This window comes from Paenibacillus sp. JT22N15 (assembly GCF_059383755.1).
In genome coordinates, this window is record NZ_JBXENV010000004.1 from 449,777 (window position 1) to 470,482 (window position 20,706).

A 20,706-nucleotide genomic window follows, 5' to 3' on the forward strand; every position below is an offset into this window, starting at 1 on the left:
AACAAAGGGAAAGTCATATTTCACCTATTTATGCAGGTTTGCTACGATTGCAGCAAGATGTAAAGGAGGCTTAACAATGAACTATCGAAAATTAGGATCCAGCGGCCTAGTCGTAAGTGAATTGGCTTTAGGGAACTGGATTACTCATGGGGCACAAGTAGATAATGAGACGGCTAGCGCCTGTGTTCATGCTGCATGGGATGCGGGGATTACGACGTTCGACACAGCGGATGTTTATTCGGAGACGAGGGCAGAAGCGGTGCTCGGACAAGCTCTGAAAGGCATTCGCCGAGAAAGCATCGAGCTGTGCACCAAAGTGTATCATCCAACAGGAACGGGCCCTAACGACAGAGGTCTGTCTCGTAAACATATAATGGAGGCTTGCCATGCTTCTCTAAACCGCTTGCAGACGGATTACATCGATGTCTATTATGCCCATCGCTTTGATCCGGAAGTATCGCTCGAAGAAACCTTTCTTGCTTTTTCGGACTTGGTGCGCCAAGGCAAAGTGTTATATGTAGGCGTCAGCGAGTGGACAGCCGAGCAGATTAGCAAAGGTGCTGCACTTGCCAGGGAGCTGCGTGTTCCATTGGTGGCCAGCCAGCCCCAATATTCCATGTTATGGCGCGTGATTGAAGCGGAGGTCGTTCAAGCCAGCGAGCGGGAAGGCATCGGACAGGTCGTCTGGTCCCCTCTTGCCCAAGGCATTCTTACGGGGAAATATTCGCTGGGTAAGCCATTTCCGCAAGGGTCGCGTGCAGCGACGTCGGCGGGTGCTCCCTTTTTCGAGAAATTAGCAGGCCAATGGCTGCGCACTGAAGTTTTGCAGGCGGTATCCAAGCTCTCCACTACTGCAAAAGAAGCCGGACTGACATTGCCACAGCTTGCCATCGCTTGGGTGCTGCAAAATCCACAAGTATCGGCCGCAATTATTGGAGCTTCGAATCCTGGGCAAATTCAAGAAAACGTCAAAGCCGCAGGCATTCGACTTGCTCCTGATTTGCTCAAGCAAATCGATGTGATACTAGAGGGGCTAATTGAGCGCGACCCTTCAAAAACCGGTTGAACTTGTTCTGGTTACTGGCTATATAAGTTGAACTAGGAAAGCTCATTTTAATCATATTTGGCCATCAGCTCAGATAAGGTTCTTTTTATACAATCCAACAGCTCTGGCGAATTTTTAATCGTCACAACATGTCCCAAGCTGATGAAAAACTTTGCAAAAAACAGCAGGTCACCTCTCGGGATACTGCCCTCGAGCCAGCCGGTTCCATCGCTTCGAATATGAAGCTTGGGTTCCGGCCAAGGCTCTCCCTCGCACATCTGCACCCCCTCTTTCGTAAGTTCGGCATAAAGTGCCACAGCATCCTGCTCTATTACGCCCTTCGCTTGTCTATTTTCAAGGTGAACATGCCTAAAATCCCGCGGTTCTGCTGTTGAAGCAGCCACAGCAACCATTCGGTCACAGCGAAACAAACGGAAGTCATCGCTCTGGAAGCAATAGGCGAGGCAGTACCATAAACCGTTCCTTGTATAGATGCCAATCGGCTGTACCTCGCGGCTTGTTCGTTTTTCCGAGGACTCGTAATCAATGAGCAGCACTTGCTGCTGGATAGCTGCATCCAGCAGAATCGATAAATACGGGGATTGGGCCTGCCTCGCAGGAGATACAAAATCAACGCGGCTCTTCATTTGATCAATGCGGTCCCGGGTATCCTGCGCCATATAATGATAAAATTTTCGCAATGCCGAAGAAGCATCAGCTTCAAATGGAAGCGATGAATAGTGGCGAAGGGCATGAATGGAGAAAAAGATAGCGACGGCTTCCTCCTCGGAGAAGGCAATCGGCGGCAAAATTCTTTCCTTCAGCACACGGTAGCCGCCATGAGGCCCCACCTCCGAATATAACGGCACCCCTAATTCGCTCAATTCCTGCAAATCTCTTAATATCGTTCTTTGCGAGACGCCAAACTCTTGAGCAAGCTCCTTTACGGTAAACTTGCGTTTGTGATTGACAGCCATCATTAATTCCATAAGTCTTTTGGATTTAGACATCCTAACACTCCGATTATTTAATTATGACAATAGTTGTCACTATTATCTGTTATCGTTGATATGAAATCAAGTGGACTGCTATCCAAAAGAATACGAGGAGGATATAGCATGCAACATTTTCAGGACAAGGATACGGCGGCAAGAAAATATTTCAAATCGGGCAATCATACGCTCTCTTATCTCGACTTTGGCGGAGAGAGCCGCCATATACTGCTCACCTTGCATGGGCATATGAATGATGCTAGAACCTATTCGGAGCTGGCGTCCAAATGCACGGATTGGCGAGTTATTGGTTTAGACCAACGTGGACATGGCTGGAGTGAGCATCCTCAGGATAAGGATTATTCAAGGGAAAGCTATTTGGAGGATATTTTGAACCTGATTCGCATAGAGCTAGGCGGACAACCGGTCACCCTATTGGGCCATTCCTTAGGCGGAGTTAACGCTTATCAGTTTGCCGCACGCTACCCCGAGCTTGTCCATGCTGTTATTGTCGAGGACATCGGTGTCGAAATTAACGCCGACTTGTCCTTTGCCGAGACACTTCCCACGCGCTCCTCATCCCTGCAGGAACTGAGAAGATCACTTGAGCTTGCCGGCATTAAGGCAATTGATTACTTCTCAGAAAGTGTGTTTGAGGATGAAAGAGGTTGGGGATTCCGCTGCGATTTAAAAGGAATGCTCATTTCTCAGCAAAACTTAAATGGGGCTTGGTGGGACGACTGGCTAGCCTCCCGTTGTCCTATTTTGCTTATTCATGGCAAAAAAAGCTTCGTATTAAACGCAGACCAAGCCGAACTGATGGTATCTCGAAGACCAAATACAACACTTGAAGTTTTTGAAAAATGTGGCCACGGTGTCCATTCGGATGATCCGCATCGTTTTTATCAAGTAGTCAGCGAGTTCCTAGCCAAAGTGTTCTAAGCTTATGCTCCACTTACATGGATTCCGTTTCTATCGGGGCCACTTCTTCCATTGTCCGATGAAAGGCCGATAAGGCAGCCTTGTTCACGTCGGTTCTCCAAGCGGTATAGAGGGGAACTGGCGGGACACTTTCTTTAAAAGGACGATAGACGACGCCGCTGCGCTGAAAGACAGCTACAGAAGACGGAACGATAGAAACGCCTAAATTCGCAGCCACCAAATTGACGATTGTATACATCTGGGTCGCTTCCTGTACGACGTTTGGATAAATGCCGTGCTTCGCACAAAAGCCTGTAATGAGATCATGAAAAGAGGCGCCGAGCTTTCGCGGAAACAATATAAACGGCTCTGATTCTAAATCATGGATAGAAATTTCCGTAAGCTTCGCTAATGGATGCTCTTCAGGCAATACGGCAACAAGCGACTCGCTTGCTAGCGTACGATAGCTAATATGCTGAGCCGGTTCGATAAAACGCAGAAACCCGATATGAATCGTTCCGTCACGCAGTGCCAACCATTGCTCAGCAGACGTCATTTCGCATAAAGTAAGCTTGATTCTCGGATATTGGTTCCTGAACGCTTTCAAAATATGTACCAAGCTCTCACCTGCCGCTGAATCCACAAAGCCAATGACCAGTTGTCCGATAATGCCTTGGCTGGTTAACTGAGTCGTTTTAATGGATTGCTCCAATTGGGCTAATATCATTTTGGATTCCTCTAAAAAAACGGCTCCCGCTGGCGTAAGCCGAACTTGCCTCTTGTCGCGTTCCAGCAGCTTTACGCCAATTTCCTCTTCCAGCTCCTTCATTTGCTGGCTTAGGGGCGGCTGCGTCATATTCAACTTTTGTGCGGCACGGCTGAAATGAAGCTCCTCCGCCACAGCAATAAAGTATTGCAGCTTACGAATATCCACTGGCTTTCCCTCCCCTGCTCTAACTCATCTATTAACCTATAAGTATAAGGACATTTCTGGCCCAATGCGAATCCCGAAAAAACTGTATCCATACAGTTTGCAGCATTCCACATTGTTCAGGCCGCGATTTCGGTTTATCCTTTAAATAACGGATTAAGGCTCGTGAGCCTATTCCCACCTTTCCAAGCTGCGCTGCGGCTTGAGAAATCTTTTGGAGGCGCGGACAATGAACGAACTGAACGCTTTATTTCGCAAAAAAGTAGGGATTCCAGAAAGCGAGGTTATTCCTTTCGATCGCTTAGCCTACGTGCTTGAGAGATTGGCAAAAACCGTACCTTTTGAAAATTTAAATATAATTAGAAAAAGCAACGCTGTTATAACGAAAGAATATGTCATTCAAAAAATTCTAAAGGATCAAGAAGGCGGGCTTTGCTACGAAATAAATGCGCTGCTTTATCTTTTTTTGATCGAAAATGGATTTGACGCTGTTTTGACGCGCGGGGTTGTCTACAATCATGATACGCAAGCGTATTTCACGCTGGGAAGGACGCATTTAACGACTCTGCTTACTCATGAGGAGCAAACCTATCTTTTAGATTCGGGATTTGGAGGAAATTTGCCGTTAAAGCCTGTTCCTTTAACAGGTGAAACGATCACGTCGAGCAATGGCCAATTTCGCATAAAAAAAGAAGATAGCGAGCATGGAGACTACCTTCTTGAAATGAAGCTGAAGCATAAGGATACCGATTGGAAAGTCGGCTATGCCTTCGATTCTCAAAAGCAGCTGACTGACTTAACGGAATGTAATGCCATCCGCCATATTGTATACGAACATCCAGAATCCCGATTTAATAAGCATCCATTGATCACACAAATAACAGATGATGGAAGCGTAACTTTGACCGATACTTCTTTAACACAATGGAAGGACGGCGTTTTAACAAAAGAGCAGATCGATATGGGGGACTACGAAAGGCTGCTGAAGCAGCATTTTGGAATGTCGAGCAAAGGAAGCGGTTATGGCCCGAGCTTGGAGAAGCGGTGATTGAGGAAAAATGATGGATTGTTCATTTGAAAGGCTCACGATATAATAATAGCATATAGGCCGTGAAGAACACGCCGCTTCCATACATTGAACATCCTGATTGAGTAATTGGGATGGTCTGTATGGAGGCGGCTTTTGTTTTTAATGCGGAGAGTTACAAATAGACAAATCTAATTCAAGCAAAAAGGAGGAAAAACACCATGCCGCGTTTTGAGCAGCAATATCTTGATTGGATGCAGGATAATCTTGAAAATGAAACCAACCCTCGCAGGCTGGAGCTTCTTCATAAAGGGCTCGGTCATGGTACGCAAGAGTTCCTTCGGCACGTGTGGTTTCCCGCTGTCGGTCATTTTAATCACTTGCATCCTGAGTGGGAGGTGCGTGATTTCAGCAATGGCTACCGTTATCTGGATCTTGCCTATATGCCCGGTGGTGCAAAAGGCGGAATAGAAATCCAAGGGTATGGCCCCCATGCTAGAGATCTTGATGTAAGACGCTTCAAGGATTTATGTCGCCGCCATTGCCTGCTGTCACTGGATGGGTGGACGTTTCTTCCCATTGCTTATCCTTCAATCGTAGATGAGCCAAAACAGTGCCAACAGCTCGTTCTAGCTTTTATCGGGAAATTTATTGCCTCCGACGTACCTTCGACATTATCCTGGCTTGAAGCTGAAACCGTTCGGTTTGCTCGCCGCCTTTTGCGTCCAATATCCCCTTTGGAGCTCGCCAGCCATCTTAGGGTAAGTGACCGACAGGCCAGACGTATCTTGCATGAACTAGTTAAGCTTCAAATAATGGACATAGCAAGCGGCCAACTGCGCGCCCGTACTTACAAGCTTCGCTTTTAATTAAAAAATAAGCAGGACGAGGTATCATCCTGAATTTGGCGGACTCAGGAGCCGCTATTTGTTAAAATCAACGGTTTATTAAGGTGCTCGCGGACTCAGGAGCAGTTAATAGCTGCAAATTGCTAGTATTTACTTGATTATTCAGGCAATAACGGCATTCCTGTCCGCATACGCGCCCAAATGAATAAAATCGCAGAAATAGCGGATCTACAGTCCTCGAACCAAATTCAGAGTGATTCATTTTACTGAAGGAGGATTGTTATTCCAAACAACAACCTCTACCTGCACCTTGAGCATATTAGACAGTTGAGCATCGCTGAACCCAACAAGCCGCCTTTGGAAACCAATCTATCCATGTAGGATATTTCTCGAAAAGTAGGCAATGGGTTCTCTGCTGTTTATTCTATCGGTGCACTTCACAAGCAAACATATGATTCAACTTCTTCATCATTAACAATAAGGTAAAAAAACAGCATACAAAAAGCGTCAGTACAGCAGGTATTTCTACTTGTACCAACGCTTTTTCACTATATTGCTGCAGCAACACGCTGCACCCTAGACTCAATCTAATGAATTCCACAGCCTGCGCGCCCGTTCGGCATACAGCAGCGATTCACGCCAGCGATCGCTTAGCTCAGCCGTTGTCCTCTCGCCTGTACCCTCACCTGTGTGGCCGGTCATCGCATAAGGCGGCGGCCCCAGCTCGCAGACGAACGGAAAGCTGTCCCCTGGCTGCGAACGCAGGAGCCATTGTTCCATCCCTTTGCGCCACCAGCGCTCAAAAAGCGGCAGCATCACCTTCGCCTCTTCATGCTCCATGCCGATTTGGATTTGCTCCCCATTCGAGATACGGGCATGAATACTGCTTGTATGCACGAGCAGTTGCTGGAGCAGCTCCTCGGCCTCAGGCCGAACGCTCCGCATTTCGCCAGCCAGCACATAATGGGAAAAATCAATCGTCAGATCCAGCTGCCCCAAATCTCGCACATAGCGGGCAGTCCGAATTAAATCCTGCGTAATCGTTCCCCGATGGGTCTCGACATAAACCGGAATACCCGCTTGACGGGCCAGCTCCTTAATCGCGCCAAGCAAGCTTTCGGCTTCTATTCCCGTTACGAATGGCGTCATGACCTGTGCGTTAATGAAAGAAATGCCGCCAAAGCGCACCGCTTTTTCCAAAAAGCTTTCCATATCCGCTGCGCTTGCAGGATATGCATTAACACTCAGCTCAAGCTGATGCTGCGCCAGCAGCTCCTTCCACTCCCCTACCTGCTCCGGCTCTGGAATAAAACCATTAAGGCCGTCGAATCCGGCGCCTGCAATGCGCCTTATTTTCTCCGCTGTCGTATCAGCTGCAAAATCAGGCACCTGCTCCATGCCCCACCAGGACATCTGGACGCTGAGCTTCCGGTCAATGCGGGTAATTGGCTTCATATTCAATGCCGCACGGCCCCCCGTCAGGATTGTTCTCACGATCGATCATGCTGCCATCCGCACGATACAGCGGGCGGTAAAAATGGCTAATATGCGTCGCAGATTCATTCGCATAATGGCATATAAAGGCGCGCCGGAACCGATCCTTCGTTTTGTTGCGGTACGACCCATGAATAAGATTGCCGTTAAAAAACAATGTATCTCCCCGCTCCATCCTTGCTGGAACCGGCTTATTATCCTTCGGCGGTTTTACAAAATGCCTTGTAAACGACTCCGTCACATCCGCCTCCTCCGGGCAGGACAGCTCATAATCATGCGTCTTCGGCACGACGAGCATGCCGCCATTTTCCTCATCCGCCGCATCAATCGCCGTCCATGCCGCAATACAATTGCCCGGCTCCACCTTCAAATAAAAATTATCCTGATGCAGCGCCTGCCCCCGCGAGCCAGGCGGCTTGTAATAGAACATGCTTTGCGCGGCGATAGGCTCTTCTTCATATAAATCCCTCAATACATCCATCACCGGCTGGTGCAGCATATACTTTTTTGCCGTCTCATTGAAGCGGTGGGGATGCATGACCCGAGGATAACGCTTCAGCGGATCGGTCGCCTCCTCGCTCAGATCAGGCTCAAAATAACCGGGAACGCTTTGCTTGCTAATCCCTTCAAAGGTTGAATCGATTTCGGCAAGCTCCTGCTCGCTGTATAAATTTTTGACGATTACATACCCGTCACGACGGTATTGCTCCAGCTGTTCAGCCGTTAATGTCAGGGCACCAAATGTCATAAGGCCTCGCTCCTTTTTCACATAGCGGCACTGTGGCGTGCCTGATTTTTAAGGTTTAATGGGTGCTGCTTGATAAATCAAGTATAGGGCGAGAGCGCTATATGAAGGAATCAACAATCATACTGAAAACTACATCAATTATGCTATTTTAAAAATAACAGCGTATATGCCCTTTTTTTCCTCCGCTTCATTTGCGCTCTACTAGCTGGTTTTCAGAGCAATAGCCAAGACGACAGCAAAAAGGTAAACTAATTGTATTCTGCAAGGCTGTTTTGGAAAGGATGGAGCCGCCATGAAGCGAAACGATTGGGACAGACGCCAGAGCAAGGACGCTGCCGAGCAGTCCGTTATTTTTGCAGGCCATTTTTCGGAAAACGATCATTATCATACGGTGCGGCCACATGGCAGAAGCGACTGGCTTATGTTTTATACGCTGCAAGGTGAAGGCTTTGCACTGACCGCTGCTTCGCGCCAGCGCTGCTTGCCGGGCGAGCTGACGCTCATTCGGCCAAGCTGCATGCATGAATATGGAACAGCCGCGGGCAAAACGTGGCAGTTTGTGTGGGTTCATTTTCCCGATGTGATAGCTGAAACAGGCCTGCTCCCCGCCACCGATCTGATTTCGTGTCCGATTCGCCAGCCCTCAGCGGGCAAGCGAATTTATCGGGCTTTTCGGCGGATATTGACCGACTCGCTGGCAAGCAGCCTGTATGGCGAATCATTATGCGAAAATGCGCTGCGCGAAATTTTGCTGCTGCTGGCCCAGCAGATGAACAGTACGGCGGATGCCCGTATTGAAGAAGCGATGCATTTGCTCGCCGTTCATATGACTCAGCCGCTTTCTATTGGAGAGCTGGCTCATACGATTGGGCTTTCTCCGTCCAGATTGTCCCATCTATTCAAGGCTTCAACCGGCTATTCGATCATCGATATGCATAACCGGATGCGTGTTCGCCAAGCTGCCCTGCTGCTGGAGCATACGAAGCGGAGCGCTTCTGAAATCGCTTTTGACGTAGGCTACCAAAATTATAATCACTTTGCGGTGCAATTTAGCAAGGTTTATGGCATTTCCCCACGCGCTTACCGCAACTGGAAACAAACGCCTGATCATTTGGCACAACAATAAGTGGAAACCAAACTCTTAGAAATGGTAAAATAGGAACAGGGAAGGAGGTCAACTATGACCACGGAAAACGAAGTAAGCGAAGAGGAACAACAAAGCGAGAACCCACAAGAGCAAGAAGCGAAACAAATTATTTTGGCGGTATATGCTCGCACGCTCCAAATGCTTCAAGCCGAGTTTGAAACCTATCAGGTTGAGGGACAGATTACTAACAATCCCAACTACGGGCCCCTGTTTGCCTACCGCTTGAAAGAAGCGGATACCGATAAGGAATATGCTTGCGGCTTTTTCATTAATGAACTGCTTGAAAAGCATAAGGATGCTGAGAGGGCAAGCCAATGGCTCGCTTCCTTCTATATCGATATGATTGACAGCGGTATCAGCAAGCCGCTTCAGACACCTCCTCAGTCCGAAGACGAAGCCAAGAAGCTGATCGATGAATATATCGTGCCGCATTGCGCGAAGTCGGTTCGGGAAGAATTTAGTCCTGAGCAGGTTTATGTCGATTTGGACATGAATGAGCAAATTGGGCCGGTTATTGAAGCCGGATTCCCATCCATTACGGAAGGCAACAATGTATGTGCGATGCCTTTCGCCTACTTGCTCACGCTTCATTTAATGAATCGCGACCCAGCAGATCCGCTCGTTCAAGGCCTGTACAAAATCCGTGAAGAGAACGGTTTGGAATAACAATTGACAAACGGCTCTGCCGACAATTATACTGTACATAAAAATAGTACAGTTCATCGTTCTCTTTTGGCAGCTTCATGCCGAATGGTGAACGCATTTGATCTGCGAAGAGGAGTGTCACCCTTGTCTAATTCCGAAAGTTCATTCAGCACGGTTATCCGCGAGCGCCGTTCGGTTCGCAAATACGATCCAACTGTTAAAATGACGCAGGAAGAAATTCACGATATTATCGCTGACGCGGTTCTTGCGCCATCCGGAAGCAACCTGCAGCCTTGGCGTTTTCTAGTTATTACGGATCAGGAAACGAAGCAAAAGCTGCTTCCTATTGCTTTCAACCAAGAGCAAATTGTAACTTCTTCTGCGGTCATTGCCGTTATGGCCGATTTGGAGTTTTATAAGCATGCCGAGCGCATCTATGAAAAATCAATTGAAGCTGGCTATATGACTCGTGAAGCTGCCGACAAGCTCAGAACAAATATGACAGGCTTCTATTCTAATGCTCCTGCTGAACGTCTGCTCTCCTCTGTACTCGTTGACGGCGGACTTGTGTCGATGCAGCTGATGCTGGCTGCGCGTGCCAAAGGCTTCGATACCGTACCGATGGCTGGTTACGACGTAGCGAAATTCCGTGAGCTGATGAATGTGCCTGACCAATATACGAATGTCATGCTGATTGCCCTTGGCAAAGCATCAGAGGCTGGTCACCCGACTACCCGTCTGGATGTTAATGACGTTACACATTGGAATCATTTCTAAATCAATTAGCAAAAGACCGTTTTCCACTAGAGCTGCCTAGCGACGCCTCTTATGGAAAATGGTTTTTTTTCAAATCGAGCGATTTCCTAATTCGAAAGGGGCTTAATGGAACATGGAATATACGAAACTAGGACGAACAGGCCTTGAAATATCACGGCTTGCGCTTGGCTGTATGACCTATGGGGCTCCTGATCGCGGGACGCATCCTTGGTCGTTAGGTGAGGATGCGAGCAGAACGTATATTAAGCAGGCGCTTGAGCTGGGCTTTAATTTTTTTGATACAGCAAACGTTTATTCAGATGGGACAAGCGAGGAAATCGTCGGCCGGGCGTTAAAAGATTTCGCGAGCCGCGACGACGTCGTAATCGCAACCAAGGTTCACGGCCGGATGCGCCCCGGCGCTAATGGCGCAGGCCTCTCGCGCAAAGCCATTATGGCGGAGGTTGATCACAGCTTGAGGCGGCTTGGCACCAACTATATCGATTTGTATCAAATCCATCGCTTTGACAATGGTACGCCGATTGAAGAAACGATGGAAGCGCTCCACGATATTGTAAAGGCCGGAAAAGCCCGCTATATCGGCGCGTCCTCCATGTATGCCTGGCAGTTTATGAAAATGCAGCAGGCTGCGGAGCGGAACGGCTGGACCCGCTTCGTCTCGATGCAAAACTATGTCAATCTGCTTTACCGCGAAGAGGAACGGGAAATGCTTCCCCTTTGCAAAGCGGACGGTATCGGTGTCATTCCTTGGAGCCCGCTTGCCCGCGGCCGCCTGACCCGTGATTGGGAGCAAGAGAGCGAACGCTCAAGGACAGATGAGTTCGGCAAAACCTTGTATGTCCAAACCGCAGAAGCCGATCGGAAAATCGTAGATAAAGTAGCTGAAATCGCTGGCAAACGTGAAATCCCTAGAGCGCAGGTCGCGCTTGCCTGGGTGCTGCAAAAAGACTCGATTACCGCTCCAATCGTCGGTGCAACGAAGCCCCATCATTTGACGGATGCTGTAGCTGCCCTGGATGTTAAATTAACAGCTGAGGAAATCGCCGCCTTGGAGGAGCCTTACGTTCCCCATCCCGTTATGGGCGGTCTAAGCTGACGTCAGCTTGGTTATTAGCTGCTCCATACTCTTTATAGCCCCAGTTACCTTCTATGCAAAAATAGCCCAGCAAACGCCGCCTGATGCGGGCAGTATGGCACTTTATCACGCCATATTGCTCCGCATCAGGCGGCATTTCTGAGTTCAGGGGATAATGGCTGTTTAAAATTAGTATCGAAATATCGTCGCCGTAGCTCTCGAACAATTATGCAGCTGTTTGCATTAAGCCAGTGACTCCTTGACGAACTCGGACAATAATTTTTGTTCTTTATTAGAGAGATTCTGGATCATATTAACGAACTCCGACACCAGCTCCGTAATCTCTTTACCCAGCTCCTCTTGAACGGTTTGGATGACCGTACCCAGAACCGTTCCAACAAATACGAGCAGCCCGGAATGGTCATTCGGCGTTTTATTAACAAGCAGTCGAATGACACTCTCCGACTTGCCTCCAAGTTTCTTTAAATAGGCTAGCAGCAGCCCAATAATGTAGCCGCAAAATTCAATATGGGTCGCTTTGTTAGGAATGCCATCCAATATTTTTCTAAGCAGCTCATTGATGTTCATATGATTCTTGCCGCTGAGCAATTGCTTAATCGTACTTGCAGTTGCCTCCCAGTCTCCAGGATTAACTAAGTCAGAACGCTCCTGGTGAAAAAGCTCCGCCGCCTTGACTGTCGGTGCAAACACAACCTGTGACCTTCCTGTTTCTTTTTCATTTACCTCATAGCTGCGCGATACAAAACCCATCTTCTCTATTTCCTTCAGCATGTCATAGGCTGTCCATTTGCTTACGCCTAGGGCTTTTGCTAACGTCTCATAATGTATCGGTAATGAAGTGCTTTGATACAATTCCATGAGCTGGTCTAGAAATTGTAATCGGCGTTTCGTAAGCCCCATAAATCCACCCCTATTTTCAGCCAGCAGCTGGTTGCCTCTTGTCTGTCTACCTTTGGCTGGTTTGCGGCTTAATGTTAACATCCCCTCTCAGTTCCGTCAACAAGCGTTCCAAGGCAACAGCTTGCCGTTATTTGGATCATCCTGTTGTCAGAAACGCCCAGAACGGATAATCGCATAGATCAGCCAAATAAACATAGCCAAGGTAACACCGAAGCCGATTTCTATAATAGGCAGTCCCCAAAACAGCGTTTGGGAGTGGTTTAAGGCTGCACCGACAATTAAGCCAACCATCACTAAACTAAGCGCAAGCAAGACAATACTGAAAGACAGCTGGTTGCTGATCCGATCCATTTTTTTCATGAGCGTGTCGAGCTGAGGTGATTCCACTTCCATCCGTAGTTTTCCCTTCCGTACGACGAGAGAAAGCTGTTTCAAAGTGACCGGAATGTCGCTGATCAGCTTAAAATAATCTGGTGCTTCTTCCAGCAGCCCTCTCCATATCTCCCTTGGGTCCAATTGCTCTACAAATAGTTTTTTTCCGAATGGCTCAGCAATATCAAAAATTTTAATTTCCGGATCGAGCGCAACTGCCACCCCTTCCATCGTTAGCAAGGATTTTCCGAGCAGCGTTAATTCCGATGGAATCCGAATATGATGCCGGTTGGCAACCATAAATAAATCTCCAATAGCTGTTCCAAGGCTTATCTGATTGAGCGGCACCTGATAATACTTCTCCCTCATTTCATCCACATCGGCATATAATTTACTCTGATCCACCTCATCCGGAATAACTCCCATATACGAAATGGCTCGAATGACACCTTTAGAGCTTTGATTGCGCAGGGCGATTACAAGCGAAGCAAAATGCTTTTTTGTACCGGGAGATAGCCGCCCTACCATTCCAAAATCAATCAGGGCCAGTCGGCCGTCAGGAAGTGCCATGACATTGCCAGGATGCGGATCTCCATGGAAGAAGCCATCGACTAGAACCTGATGAAAAATCGCCGTTGCCAGCCGCTCCGCAAGCCGTTTATTGTCTAATCCCATTCGTTTAAGCTGCTGCCGATCCGAAAGCTTCACTCCGTTTACATAGTCTGTCGTCATTACACGCTTCGTACAATATTCCCAATGCACCGAAGGTACAAAAATGTACGGCAGCTTCTTACTATAGGCAATAAATTTCTCTGCACTATGCGCCTCCATTGTATAGTCCATTTCCTGACGGAGCGCTTTGCTCAGTTCCTCAACAATCTCAATTAATCGATAGTGCTGGGCAAATTCAAAAGCACCTTCACCCAATTTAGCCACATCCGCTAATATATTCAAATCTGTTTCAACCAGCTTTTGAATGCCTGGACGCTGAACCTTAACGACAACCTCTGCTCCATCCCGCAGCGTAGCGCGATGAACTTGGCCAATAGAGGCCGCTGCAATCGGTGTAATGGAAAAGTTCAGAAACAAATTTTCAATCGTATCACCAAGCTCCGCTTCAATAATTTGGGTTACTTCCTCATATGGAAATGCAGACACATGGTCCTGCAAACGTTCCAATTCAACCAAAATATTTGCCGGAATTAAATCTGGCCGCGTGCTTGCAATTTGCCCCAGCTTAACAAAGGTTGGACCTAATTCCTCCAGCAATGTCCGAATGCGTTCGCCAACACTTCTAGTTTGTATCTCTTCCTGCTCCGGTTTGCGTATAAACCTCAATCTATCCCTGGCTCCGATACCATCTGATACGTATCCCAGCCCGTTTCGTGCTATCGCAGTAACAATTGTCCGATAACGCTGTAACTGCCTAATCCTTTTTCCATGCTGCAATCGTGTAGCCTCCTGTCAATCCGCGCTTTGCTCTTTCTGCTCAAGTGCATCCAACCGTTTTTCAATTCGCTCGATATCCTCGCGGGTAGCTATTTTCCCTTCACTTAAAATAGCTCTTACTCGTTCCTGCGCCATGGCTTCAATTTGCTCACGCAGCTCTTCTCCTTTTTGAACAAGTGTATGGGTTAAGGTTTTGGATTCTTCTTTACTAACCTGTCCTTTCTGCACCAATTCATCAATCGTTTTTTCCACCTGCTCCTTGCCGGTAACAGCGATCCCCATTGCCAGTGACATAGCTTTGCTTATTGTATCTTTCATCTTCAAACAGCTCCTTTGCTTTTATAGGTTATAAAATACACAAAAAACCAAAAAACTATACAAAAAAATAGGCAACCTGCCGCACAGGCCCAATTGCTTTTGCCACTTATAGTGAAACTATTTGCAGACGAGTTTTTTGGTTTTTTGTGTCTACAGATTACCATTAAAATAATAAATCGTCAAATCAATACCAGCTCCCCATGAAGCCAAGCTAACTGCCTTGCCATGGGCAACTGATACTATGAATGGCCATGCATGTACTAGGTCATGATTCAGTTTCGGGGTATGAGAGATATTATATGTGAGCTCTTAAAAAGTTATAAACAATATCCAGGATTTCTTTTGTCCAAAAACCTCTACCGTGTCCGGCGCCCTTTACTTTATAAAAAGTTACGTCATGTTGTGTTTCCTTTAACGCCTCATAGATCAAAACACTTTGGTTAAAGGGGACCGTATCGTCCTTGTCGCCATGCATAATCAAAAATGGAGGTAACATCTTATCCTTAGAAATATAAATGATAGGATTAGTCAATCGAGCTTTTTCCTTATTTTCCTGGATTGGAGCGCCGATAAGTGTAGATGCAGGCGATTCCGGCGCGTCATGGTCTGTATTGCTGGGATACTTGCTCATCTGCAACATATCAGAAGCACCATAAAAGTTGACCACAGCCTTTACCTCACTGGTCTGGTCTTGATAAAAATCCGTTTCAAATTCCTTTACACCTTCACTGATACCAACCATAGAGGCCAGAAGTCCTCCTGAAGAATCTCCCCATACAGCAACTCTTTCAATATCAACCTTATATTTTTCATGATTTGCTTTCAGATATCGGATAGCCGTCTTTACGTCCTGAATTTGGGCTGGAAATTTCGCTTCAAGAGAGTGCCTGTACTCCACACTGGCAACAACAAAGCCTATTAAGTTCGTTCCGCATCCGGATAAAAAGACATCCGAATACGGGATGATATAACATATAGAAGGACGCGTGGGCTTAAAACATAAGAGATAAGAGCCGCAAATGGTCCGCCGCGCCCTCCGATTCCTCACCGTCCTGTCGCCGCTAATTGCGCACCTACATTTTCACCGTGTTTTCACGGCGATTTAGGCGTCCGGAGCGTCCATTGGTGTTAGCGGAGCCTCGCGTAGTTAGGACGGCTAAGTCCACGGTAAAACTACGGTGAAAAGTATATGGCGTGATTTTGGCGGTGATGGAAGGCGAAAGGTCAGAACTGGGAATTACGTAGTATACAAATAGTGCAAACGATTATGAGGCGCGCCAATAGAGTGACTCCACTTGTGCGCGCTCTACGAACGCCTCCATACCGTCGATTAAGTCACGTCTGCCTGCACGTTTAAGTAGCGGGTAGAGTACAGATACGTGGCGAACGGGAACTCCGGAGACATTAAGCGGTTCTAACGATCCCCTCGCGTAATAAATGCGCAGCGAGTCCGTATGTGTGCGATATTTCTCGATCGTATTGCAACGCTTGTCACGTATTGTTTCGCGACTTAGCTTCGCATCAACCCATACTCGTCCGTTAACTACGAAGTCCGGCAAGCATCCGTTAAGGCGAAAGTCTTCGTTTACGGCTTCGCGTCCATATATAGCTACCAGGACTGCGAATAGCTTCCGCTCGAAGTTGAGTCCCATTCGTGCAGCTTTACCGCTATGTCCCCGGCTAACGAATCGGTCGTACGGCGTTTTGTACGCGGATAATAGCTGCTTGAATGTTCCGTACTTCCTTATAATGTGGTAACGTAAATGCGGGAATTGCTGCGCTAATCCTTCAGCGGAAATTCCATCGAACGGAAAGCGATCGCGATACATCTCATCAATTGCATCAGTCCATAGTGCATCTACAACCGATCTACTAATTCGGGCGAATTCCGTTTCAGATAAAGCGTACAAATCGCGTATAAACGCCGCCTGATGTTTATTTGTTACGACGTTGTAGTTATCCGTAATTTCATAGCATCGCGCTAACTCTAATTCCGTAGGAACGCCGTTAGGAGCGTAAATTCCATATTCAACAAGCCCTTGTCGATAGCTTCCGAATGTACGTACGAACCTTTTCCGGATAGCATCGTATTTCAACTCCGTATAATGCTGCCGAATTTTCGTAACGTCTATATCCGCGTCGATCATTTCATCGATTAACTGGAATAGCGCCTCTTTCTGCGTATTAGGCATACCGCAGCTACCTCCTTCGTTATTTCGTCTTATACCTACGTAGTCGTTCGCCGATTCACTTTCGCACACTTTCCGTAAAATAAAAAAAAATAAGCGGCCACTCCCCGTAAGGAATGACCGCTGTTTTGTATTTGTTATTGGAGCGAATAGTCGATCGTTGTCGTTGCTTTGAGCGCTACCCCGTCCGCAATAGAGAGGCGCAGACCACTTACGTCTTTCGGAGTTTCAAACACTACCGCGCGCTTACGTGTGAGGCCTGGATTTACCGTTTCGTATACGAGGTCTTCCGTTTCGCCTTTACGTATGTAGAAGACGCCGTCATACGTCCCGTAGGTCTTACCGTCAGCATCCGATAGTTGGAACATACTTGCGCTAATGTCGCGCGGGTCGCTGTCGTTGTTAGTAATTGATACAGTTATAATAACGAACTGATCCTCCGTTGATTCTCCGCCAAATTCAGACGCCGTCTTCAGACCGCTAACCGTTACGTCGAATTTACCTACCGTTGCTTTTTCGCCGACACTCGGCAGCTTAGGCGTAGGAGCTGGCGTGCTAGATGCGGTCGCTTCACTCGGTGACGCGAACATTATAGACTGCGAGCTAGGGCTGGGACTTTCGGGCGTATGCCGTTGCTGGTAGACCGGTGCGGTTGATTTAGAAACAACCTCCGGCTTACTACCTTCGTTTAAATTTCCGTAAGATATCACAAATACAAACATACAAACAAATACGATAAACCCTTTTTGCCAGCGCGTGTATTTCGGTATGATTTTTGGAAAGATGAATGCGACTGCAAAAATAACACCTACAATAATTGATGCGAAAAATAACGCTCCAAGCATAATAGTCCCCCTGCGATTTCCTTTTTAGGTAATACGTATATTATCGAAGAAGGACGTAGCTTTTCCAATTAAAACATTTTCTCGATCGGACTGAATTTACGGTGTTTATCATGCACCTCACGGCTGAATAAATTAACATAGGTACGTACTTGATCAAGGGTAGCATGTCCCAACACAGTTTGAAGCGCAAACACGTCTGCTCCGTTCTGTACGCTCATCTTCGCAAAAGTGTGACGGAATTGTGTGTGGGCTACATCGAACGTCTGTAAGGCCCGCTCTGCGTCCGTAGAATGCGACTTGTTCCTGCACCTGCCGCCTTGTTACCGGAGTGTTGTCTATTGTAACAAAGAGTGAATCATGCTCAAGTTGGCCTCGTAGCGCTACGTACTTCGAAAGTTGTTTCTTCATCAGCGCTTGAATAGGTACAAGCCGCTACTTGTTATTTTTACCGTTTACTAGTATGGTGCCGTCTTTCCAGCGGATATCACTCAACACTAAGTCCTCTAATTCCCTTAAGCGTATCCCCGTCTCCAAAAACAACATCATCACCGTAAGGTCGCGTACACCGACGAAGGTCTTCTGGTCTGGCTGCGCAAAGAGACGGTGTATTTGTTCGATTGAAAACGTCTTAATAATTGTATTCTTTTGATTCAGCAACTTTACGCGGGCCATCGGCGAACGTAGCAGATAGCTTTCTTTCACAAGGAAATTAAAAAGGGTCCGAATAGCTCTCAGCACACAGTTAATCGACGTCGCTTTCTGCTCTTCGTCAAGGAGGTATAGGATTACGTTCGTTTTAATTATCTCCTCCGTAACCTTATTCGGATCGGTAGACACTTTTTGTTCGTCGAGTATCCGTTTAAATTTGCCGAGTTCCTGGCGGTAAAACCCGATTGTATGCTTACTGATATTACGTATCTTCCCGTCGCGTAAAAATAAATCGACGGCGCTGTCCCAGTCGTCCACCGCGTATATAGGCGCATGATTCGGCAGCAAGTCCGTTTGATCTAACGCGTTCTTTCGTCTAGCCATTTCGTAATTCCTCCGTCGCGATATTCGTCGAGGGATACGCTGGAGTCTACGATAAATACGATTAAAGTCGTGTGCGTTGCGTCATATCACCGCGCTTTATTATCGCGCATTACTAAACGCAAAAACGCCGACTGCACATGCGCGCAATCAGCGTTTAAATCACCGTAAAACCTTCGTTTCTTATATGCCGGCGAGAGGACTCGAACCTCCACGGTTTCCCTCACGATTTTGAGTCGCGCGCGTCTGCCATTCCGCCACGCCGGCGTTTTAAAGAATAATGGCGTGCCCTAAGAGATTCGAACTCCTGGCCTTTTGATTCGTAGTCAAACGCTCTATCCAGCTGAGCTAAGGGCACACACTATGAAATTGTGGAGGCGCCACCCAGACTCGAACTGGGGGTAGAGCTTTTGCAGAGCTCTGCCTTACCACTTGGCTATGGCGCCATAAAGATGGAGCGGACGACGAGATTCGAACTCGCGACCCTCGCCTTGGCAAGGCGATGCTCTACCACTGAGCCACGTCCGCAAAAGAATGGCTGGGGATTCAGGGATCGAACCTGAGAATGACGGAGTCAAAGTCCGTTGCCTTACCGCTTGGCTAATCCCCAACAATTAAGTATTTTTTAGTTTGAACAATAATGGGGCGGACGAGGGGAATTGAACCCCCGAATGTCGGATCCACAAACCGATGCGTTAACCACTTCGCCACGACCGCCATATTATATTGTTCAGTTTTGATTGGCAGGGGCAGCAGGAATTGAACCCACACCAACGGTTTTGGAGACCGTTGTTCTACCCTTAAACTATGCCCCTAAGGTAAACTGGTGGAGGATGATGGATTCGAACCACCGAACCCGAAGGAACAGATTTACAGTCTGCCGCGTTTAGCCACTTCGCTAATCCTCCATGAATGGTGCCGTCGAGAGGACTTGAACCCCCAACCTACTGATTACAAGTCAGTTGCTCTACCAATTGAGCTACAACGGCATGGTACAAACTTTTGTTTACCAATCATCTTAATGGTGGCTCGGGACGGAATCGAACCGCCGACACGAGGATTTTCAGTCCTCTGCTCTACCGACTGAGCTACCGAGCCAGATGTTTTAAATGGCGGAGCTGACGAGATTCGAACTCGCGGTCTCCTGCGTGACAGGCAGGCATGTTAGGCCTCTACACCACAGCTCCACATCATATTCTCGGATCATTCCGAAGGTAAAGTTTGGTTGCGGGGGCAGGATTTGAACCTGCGGCCTTCGGGTTATGAGCCCGACGAGCTACCGGGCTGCTCCACCCCGCGTCATCGTAAAAGCAATATGGTGGAGGCTGAGGGGATCGAACCCCCGACCCTCTGCTTGTAAGGCAGATGCTCTCCCAGCTGAGCTAAGCCTCCGTGTTGATTAAGCGACTTTTATATCTTACCACTTTTTCGAGCATTTTGCAAGTGTTTTTTTAAAGTTTTTTTGGTGACCCGTAGGGGACTCGAACCCCTGTTACCTCCGTGAAAGGGAGGTGTCTTAACCACTTGACCAACGGGCCATGTTAAAATTCTACCAACATACTTTAAGTAAATATGGCAGAGAGGAAGGGATTCGAACCCTCGAGACCCGGTTAGAGCCTACACGATTTCCAATCGTGCTCCTTCGACCACTCGGACACCTCTCTATAATGGCTCCCCGAACAGGACTCGAACCTGTGACAACTCGATTAACAGTCGAGTGCTCTACCAACTGAGCTATCAGGGAATATAAAACGTTACTTACAAGGTATTGCTACCCTGAAAACTGGATGCGAAAGACAAAGTCTGAAACTTTAGCGTGTTGTTAGGATAAGCCCTCGACCGATTAGTATTCGTCAGCTGCACGCATTGCTGCGCTTCCACCCCGAACCTATCAACCTCGTCGTCTTCAAGGGGTCTTACTAAATTGGGAAAT

The 20,706-nt window shown here is 47.5% G+C and carries 20 protein-coding genes, 16 tRNA genes and 1 rRNA gene; 8 read left to right on the forward strand and 29 right to left on the reverse strand.

All coding sequences use genetic code 11. The features are described 5' to 3' along the window. The first annotated feature begins 76 nt into the window (after positions 1–76). Positions 77–1,066: an aldo/keto reductase family protein gene (locus AC50X8_RS10495; protein ID WP_494879689.1), complete on the forward strand. Its 990-nt coding sequence runs from the start codon at positions 77–79 to the stop codon at positions 1,064–1,066. Between the two features lie 47 nt (positions 1,067–1,113). Here AC50X8_RS10495 and AC50X8_RS10500 read toward each other — a convergent pair whose 3' ends face one another. Continuing rightward, the gene (locus tag AC50X8_RS10500) at positions 1,114–2,055 is read right to left on the reverse strand and encodes a helix-turn-helix transcriptional regulator (RefSeq protein WP_056040895.1); all 942 of its coding nucleotides are present in this window, start codon (positions 2,053–2,055) and stop codon (positions 1,114–1,116) included. 108 nt (positions 2,056–2,163) lie between these two features. Between AC50X8_RS10500 and AC50X8_RS10505 the strand changes: the two genes are divergently transcribed. Further along, positions 2,164–2,979, forward strand: coding sequence for an alpha/beta fold hydrolase (locus AC50X8_RS10505; RefSeq protein ID WP_056040894.1), 816 nt, complete (start codon positions 2,164–2,166; stop codon positions 2,977–2,979). A gap of 13 nt (positions 2,980–2,992) precedes the next feature. Here the strand turns inward: AC50X8_RS10505 and AC50X8_RS10510 are convergent, their stop codons facing one another. Then, on the reverse strand, positions 2,993–3,892 hold the full coding sequence (locus tag AC50X8_RS10510) for a LysR substrate-binding domain-containing protein (RefSeq protein WP_056040893.1): 900 nt from the start codon (positions 3,890–3,892) through the stop codon (positions 2,993–2,995). A gap of 226 nt (positions 3,893–4,118) precedes the next feature. On the opposite strand from AC50X8_RS10510, the gene AC50X8_RS10515 reads away from it, so the two are divergent. Together AC50X8_RS10515 and AC50X8_RS10520 are read left to right on the forward strand one after the other, a co-directional pair. Beyond that, the gene (locus AC50X8_RS10515) at positions 4,119–4,937 is read left to right on the forward strand and encodes an arylamine N-acetyltransferase family protein (RefSeq protein ID WP_056040892.1); all 819 of its coding nucleotides are present in this window, start codon (positions 4,119–4,121) and stop codon (positions 4,935–4,937) included. A 200-nt stretch (positions 4,938–5,137) separates the two neighbouring features. Then, positions 5,138–5,785, forward strand: a complete 648-nt coding sequence (locus AC50X8_RS10520; protein ID WP_056040891.1) for a hypothetical protein — start codon at positions 5,138–5,140, stop codon at positions 5,783–5,785. Between the two features lie 561 nt (positions 5,786–6,346). Here AC50X8_RS10520 and AC50X8_RS10525 read toward each other — a convergent pair. Further along, positions 6,347–7,219, reverse strand: coding sequence for a sugar phosphate isomerase/epimerase family protein (locus AC50X8_RS10525; protein ID WP_494879698.1), 873 nt, complete (start codon positions 7,217–7,219; stop codon positions 6,347–6,349). Continuing rightward, entirely contained in the window at positions 7,197–8,006 is an 810-nt protein-coding gene (locus tag AC50X8_RS10530; protein ID WP_494879690.1) for a phytanoyl-CoA dioxygenase family protein, read from the reverse strand. Before AC50X8_RS10530 ends, AC50X8_RS10525 begins: the two co-directional genes overlap by 23 nt. A 292-nt stretch (positions 8,007–8,298) precedes the next feature. On the opposite strand from AC50X8_RS10530, the gene AC50X8_RS10535 reads away from it, so the two are divergent. The 4 genes from AC50X8_RS10535 to AC50X8_RS10550 all read left to right on the forward strand — a co-directional run bounded on the left by AC50X8_RS10535 (position 8,299) and on the right by AC50X8_RS10550 (position 11,671). After that, positions 8,299–9,132 (forward strand): helix-turn-helix domain-containing protein, encoded by an 834-nt coding sequence (locus AC50X8_RS10535; RefSeq protein ID WP_494879691.1) that lies wholly within the window; start codon positions 8,299–8,301, stop codon positions 9,130–9,132. 54 nt (positions 9,133–9,186) lie between these two features. Beyond that, the gene (locus tag AC50X8_RS10540) at positions 9,187–9,819 is read left to right on the forward strand and encodes a hypothetical protein (protein WP_494879692.1); all 633 of its coding nucleotides are present in this window, start codon (positions 9,187–9,189) and stop codon (positions 9,817–9,819) included. Between the two features lie 84 nt (positions 9,820–9,903). After that, positions 9,904–10,575 (forward strand): nitroreductase family protein, encoded by a 672-nt coding sequence (locus tag AC50X8_RS10545; RefSeq protein ID WP_494863488.1) that lies wholly within the window; start codon positions 9,904–9,906, stop codon positions 10,573–10,575. A 112-nt stretch (positions 10,576–10,687) separates the two neighbouring features. Continuing rightward, the gene (locus tag AC50X8_RS10550; protein WP_056040883.1) at positions 10,688–11,671 is read left to right on the forward strand and encodes an aldo/keto reductase; all 984 of its coding nucleotides are present in this window, start codon (positions 10,688–10,690) and stop codon (positions 11,669–11,671) included. On the opposite strand, the gene AC50X8_RS10555 is transcribed toward AC50X8_RS10550, so the two are convergent. From AC50X8_RS10555 to AC50X8_RS10675, 25 genes are all read right to left on the reverse strand, one after another. After that, positions 11,652–11,876 (reverse strand): hypothetical protein, encoded by a 225-nt coding sequence (locus AC50X8_RS10555; RefSeq protein ID WP_494879693.1) that lies wholly within the window; start codon positions 11,874–11,876, stop codon positions 11,652–11,654. The genes AC50X8_RS10550 and AC50X8_RS10555 overlap by 20 nt on opposite strands. A gap of 17 nt (positions 11,877–11,893) precedes the next feature. Then, positions 11,894–12,652: an Lrp/AsnC family transcriptional regulator gene (locus AC50X8_RS10560; RefSeq protein WP_494879694.1), complete on the reverse strand. Its 759-nt coding sequence runs from the start codon at positions 12,650–12,652 to the stop codon at positions 11,894–11,896. A gap of 66 nt (positions 12,653–12,718) precedes the next feature. Then, positions 12,719–14,281, reverse strand: a complete 1,563-nt coding sequence (locus tag AC50X8_RS10565) for an ABC1 kinase family protein (RefSeq protein ID WP_327204949.1) — start codon at positions 14,279–14,281, stop codon at positions 12,719–12,721. 126 nt (positions 14,282–14,407) lie between these two features. Further along, positions 14,408–14,710 carry a phasin family protein gene (locus tag AC50X8_RS10570; protein WP_056040878.1) on the reverse strand — a complete coding sequence of 101 codons (303 nt, stop codon included), beginning with the start codon at positions 14,708–14,710 and terminating at the stop codon, positions 14,408–14,410. A 295-nt stretch (positions 14,711–15,005) separates the two neighbouring features. Next, positions 15,006–15,758, reverse strand: coding sequence for an alpha/beta hydrolase fold domain-containing protein (locus AC50X8_RS10575; RefSeq protein ID WP_494863495.1), 753 nt, complete (start codon positions 15,756–15,758; stop codon positions 15,006–15,008). A gap of 217 nt (positions 15,759–15,975) precedes the next feature. Then, positions 15,976–16,902 (reverse strand): hypothetical protein, encoded by a 927-nt coding sequence (locus tag AC50X8_RS10580; RefSeq protein WP_494863497.1) that lies wholly within the window; start codon positions 16,900–16,902, stop codon positions 15,976–15,978. Between the two features lie 134 nt (positions 16,903–17,036). After that, entirely contained in the window at positions 17,037–17,744 is a 708-nt protein-coding gene (locus tag AC50X8_RS10585) for a DUF4352 domain-containing protein (protein WP_494879695.1), read from the reverse strand. 432 nt (positions 17,745–18,176) lie between these two features. Further along, positions 18,177–18,776 carry a tyrosine-type recombinase/integrase gene (locus tag AC50X8_RS10590; RefSeq protein ID WP_494863501.1) on the reverse strand — a complete coding sequence of 200 codons (600 nt, stop codon included), beginning with the start codon at positions 18,774–18,776 and terminating at the stop codon, positions 18,177–18,179. Between the two features lie 185 nt (positions 18,777–18,961). After that, positions 18,962–19,040, reverse strand: a tRNA-Leu gene (locus AC50X8_RS10595). A gap of 14 nt (positions 19,041–19,054) precedes the next feature. Beyond that, a tRNA-Arg gene (locus tag AC50X8_RS10600) sits at positions 19,055–19,131 on the reverse strand. Positions 19,132–19,145: 14 nt separating this feature from the next. After that, positions 19,146–19,219 (reverse strand) — tRNA-Cys (locus AC50X8_RS10605). A 7-nt stretch (positions 19,220–19,226) separates the two neighbouring features. Continuing rightward, positions 19,227–19,301, reverse strand: a tRNA-Gly gene (locus AC50X8_RS10610). Between the two features lie 7 nt (positions 19,302–19,308). Next, positions 19,309–19,383 (reverse strand) — tRNA-Gln (locus AC50X8_RS10615). Positions 19,384–19,414: 31 nt separating this feature from the next. Beyond that, positions 19,415–19,490, reverse strand: a tRNA-His gene (locus AC50X8_RS10620). 24 nt (positions 19,491–19,514) lie between these two features. Beyond that, a tRNA-Trp gene (locus AC50X8_RS10625) sits at positions 19,515–19,588 on the reverse strand. Between the two features lie 9 nt (positions 19,589–19,597). Then, a tRNA-Tyr gene (locus tag AC50X8_RS10630) sits at positions 19,598–19,681 on the reverse strand. Between the two features lie 5 nt (positions 19,682–19,686). After that, positions 19,687–19,762: transfer RNA gene (locus AC50X8_RS10635), tRNA-Thr, on the reverse strand. 33 nt (positions 19,763–19,795) lie between these two features. Next, positions 19,796–19,871: transfer RNA gene (locus AC50X8_RS10640), tRNA-Phe, on the reverse strand. Positions 19,872–19,883: 12 nt separating this feature from the next. Continuing rightward, a tRNA-Asp gene (locus AC50X8_RS10645) sits at positions 19,884–19,960 on the reverse strand. Between the two features lie 35 nt (positions 19,961–19,995). Beyond that, positions 19,996–20,072 (reverse strand) — tRNA-Met (locus AC50X8_RS10650). Positions 20,073–20,089: 17 nt separating this feature from the next. Next, a tRNA-Val gene (locus AC50X8_RS10655) sits at positions 20,090–20,165 on the reverse strand. Between the two features lie 71 nt (positions 20,166–20,236). Continuing rightward, positions 20,237–20,311 (reverse strand) — tRNA-Glu (locus AC50X8_RS10660). Between the two features lie 35 nt (positions 20,312–20,346). Further along, positions 20,347–20,437, reverse strand: a tRNA-Ser gene (locus AC50X8_RS10665). 4 nt (positions 20,438–20,441) lie between these two features. Continuing rightward, positions 20,442–20,517 (reverse strand) — tRNA-Asn (locus tag AC50X8_RS10670). A gap of 79 nt (positions 20,518–20,596) precedes the next feature. Further along, positions 20,597–20,706, reverse strand: a 23S ribosomal RNA gene (locus AC50X8_RS10675); the annotation flags it as partial.

Bases quoted from the DNA above. Each gene is read 5' to 3' on its own strand.
- AC50X8_RS10530 (WP_494879690.1), bottom strand. From the start codon at position 8,006: ATGACATTTGGTGCCCTGACATTAACGGCTGAACAGCTGGAGCAATAC.
- AC50X8_RS10540 (WP_494879692.1), top strand. From the start codon at position 9,187: ATGACCACGGAAAACGAAGTAAGCGAAGAGGAACAACAAAGCGAGAAC.
- AC50X8_RS10560 (WP_494879694.1), bottom strand. From the start codon at position 12,652: ATGTTAACATTAAGCCGCAAACCAGCCAAAGGTAGACAGACAAGAGGC.
- AC50X8_RS10550 (WP_056040883.1), top strand. From the start codon at position 10,688: ATGGAATATACGAAACTAGGACGAACAGGCCTTGAAATATCACGGCTT.
- AC50X8_RS10545 (WP_494863488.1), top strand. From the start codon at position 9,904: ATGGTGAACGCATTTGATCTGCGAAGAGGAGTGTCACCCTTGTCTAAT.
- AC50X8_RS10515 (WP_056040892.1), top strand. From the start codon at position 4,119: ATGAACGAACTGAACGCTTTATTTCGCAAAAAAGTAGGGATTCCAGAA.
- AC50X8_RS10580 (WP_494863497.1), bottom strand. From the start codon at position 16,902: ATGCCTAATACGCAGAAAGAGGCGCTATTCCAGTTAATCGATGAAATG.
- AC50X8_RS10505 (WP_056040894.1), top strand. From the start codon at position 2,164: ATGCAACATTTTCAGGACAAGGATACGGCGGCAAGAAAATATTTCAAA.
- AC50X8_RS10525 (WP_494879698.1), bottom strand. From the start codon at position 7,219: ATGAAGCCAATTACCCGCATTGACCGGAAGCTCAGCGTCCAGATGTCC.
- AC50X8_RS10590 (WP_494863501.1), bottom strand. From the start codon at position 18,776: ATGGCTAGACGAAAGAACGCGTTAGATCAAACGGACTTGCTGCCGAAT.
- AC50X8_RS10570 (WP_056040878.1), bottom strand. From the start codon at position 14,710: ATGAAAGATACAATAAGCAAAGCTATGTCACTGGCAATGGGGATCGCT.
- AC50X8_RS10520 (WP_056040891.1), top strand. From the start codon at position 5,138: ATGCCGCGTTTTGAGCAGCAATATCTTGATTGGATGCAGGATAATCTT.
- AC50X8_RS10500 (WP_056040895.1), bottom strand. From the start codon at position 2,055: ATGTCTAAATCCAAAAGACTTATGGAATTAATGATGGCTGTCAATCAC.
- AC50X8_RS10585 (WP_494879695.1), bottom strand. From the start codon at position 17,744: ATGCTTGGAGCGTTATTTTTCGCATCAATTATTGTAGGTGTTATTTTT.
- AC50X8_RS10495 (WP_494879689.1), top strand. From the start codon at position 77: ATGAACTATCGAAAATTAGGATCCAGCGGCCTAGTCGTAAGTGAATTG.
- AC50X8_RS10535 (WP_494879691.1), top strand. From the start codon at position 8,299: ATGAAGCGAAACGATTGGGACAGACGCCAGAGCAAGGACGCTGCCGAG.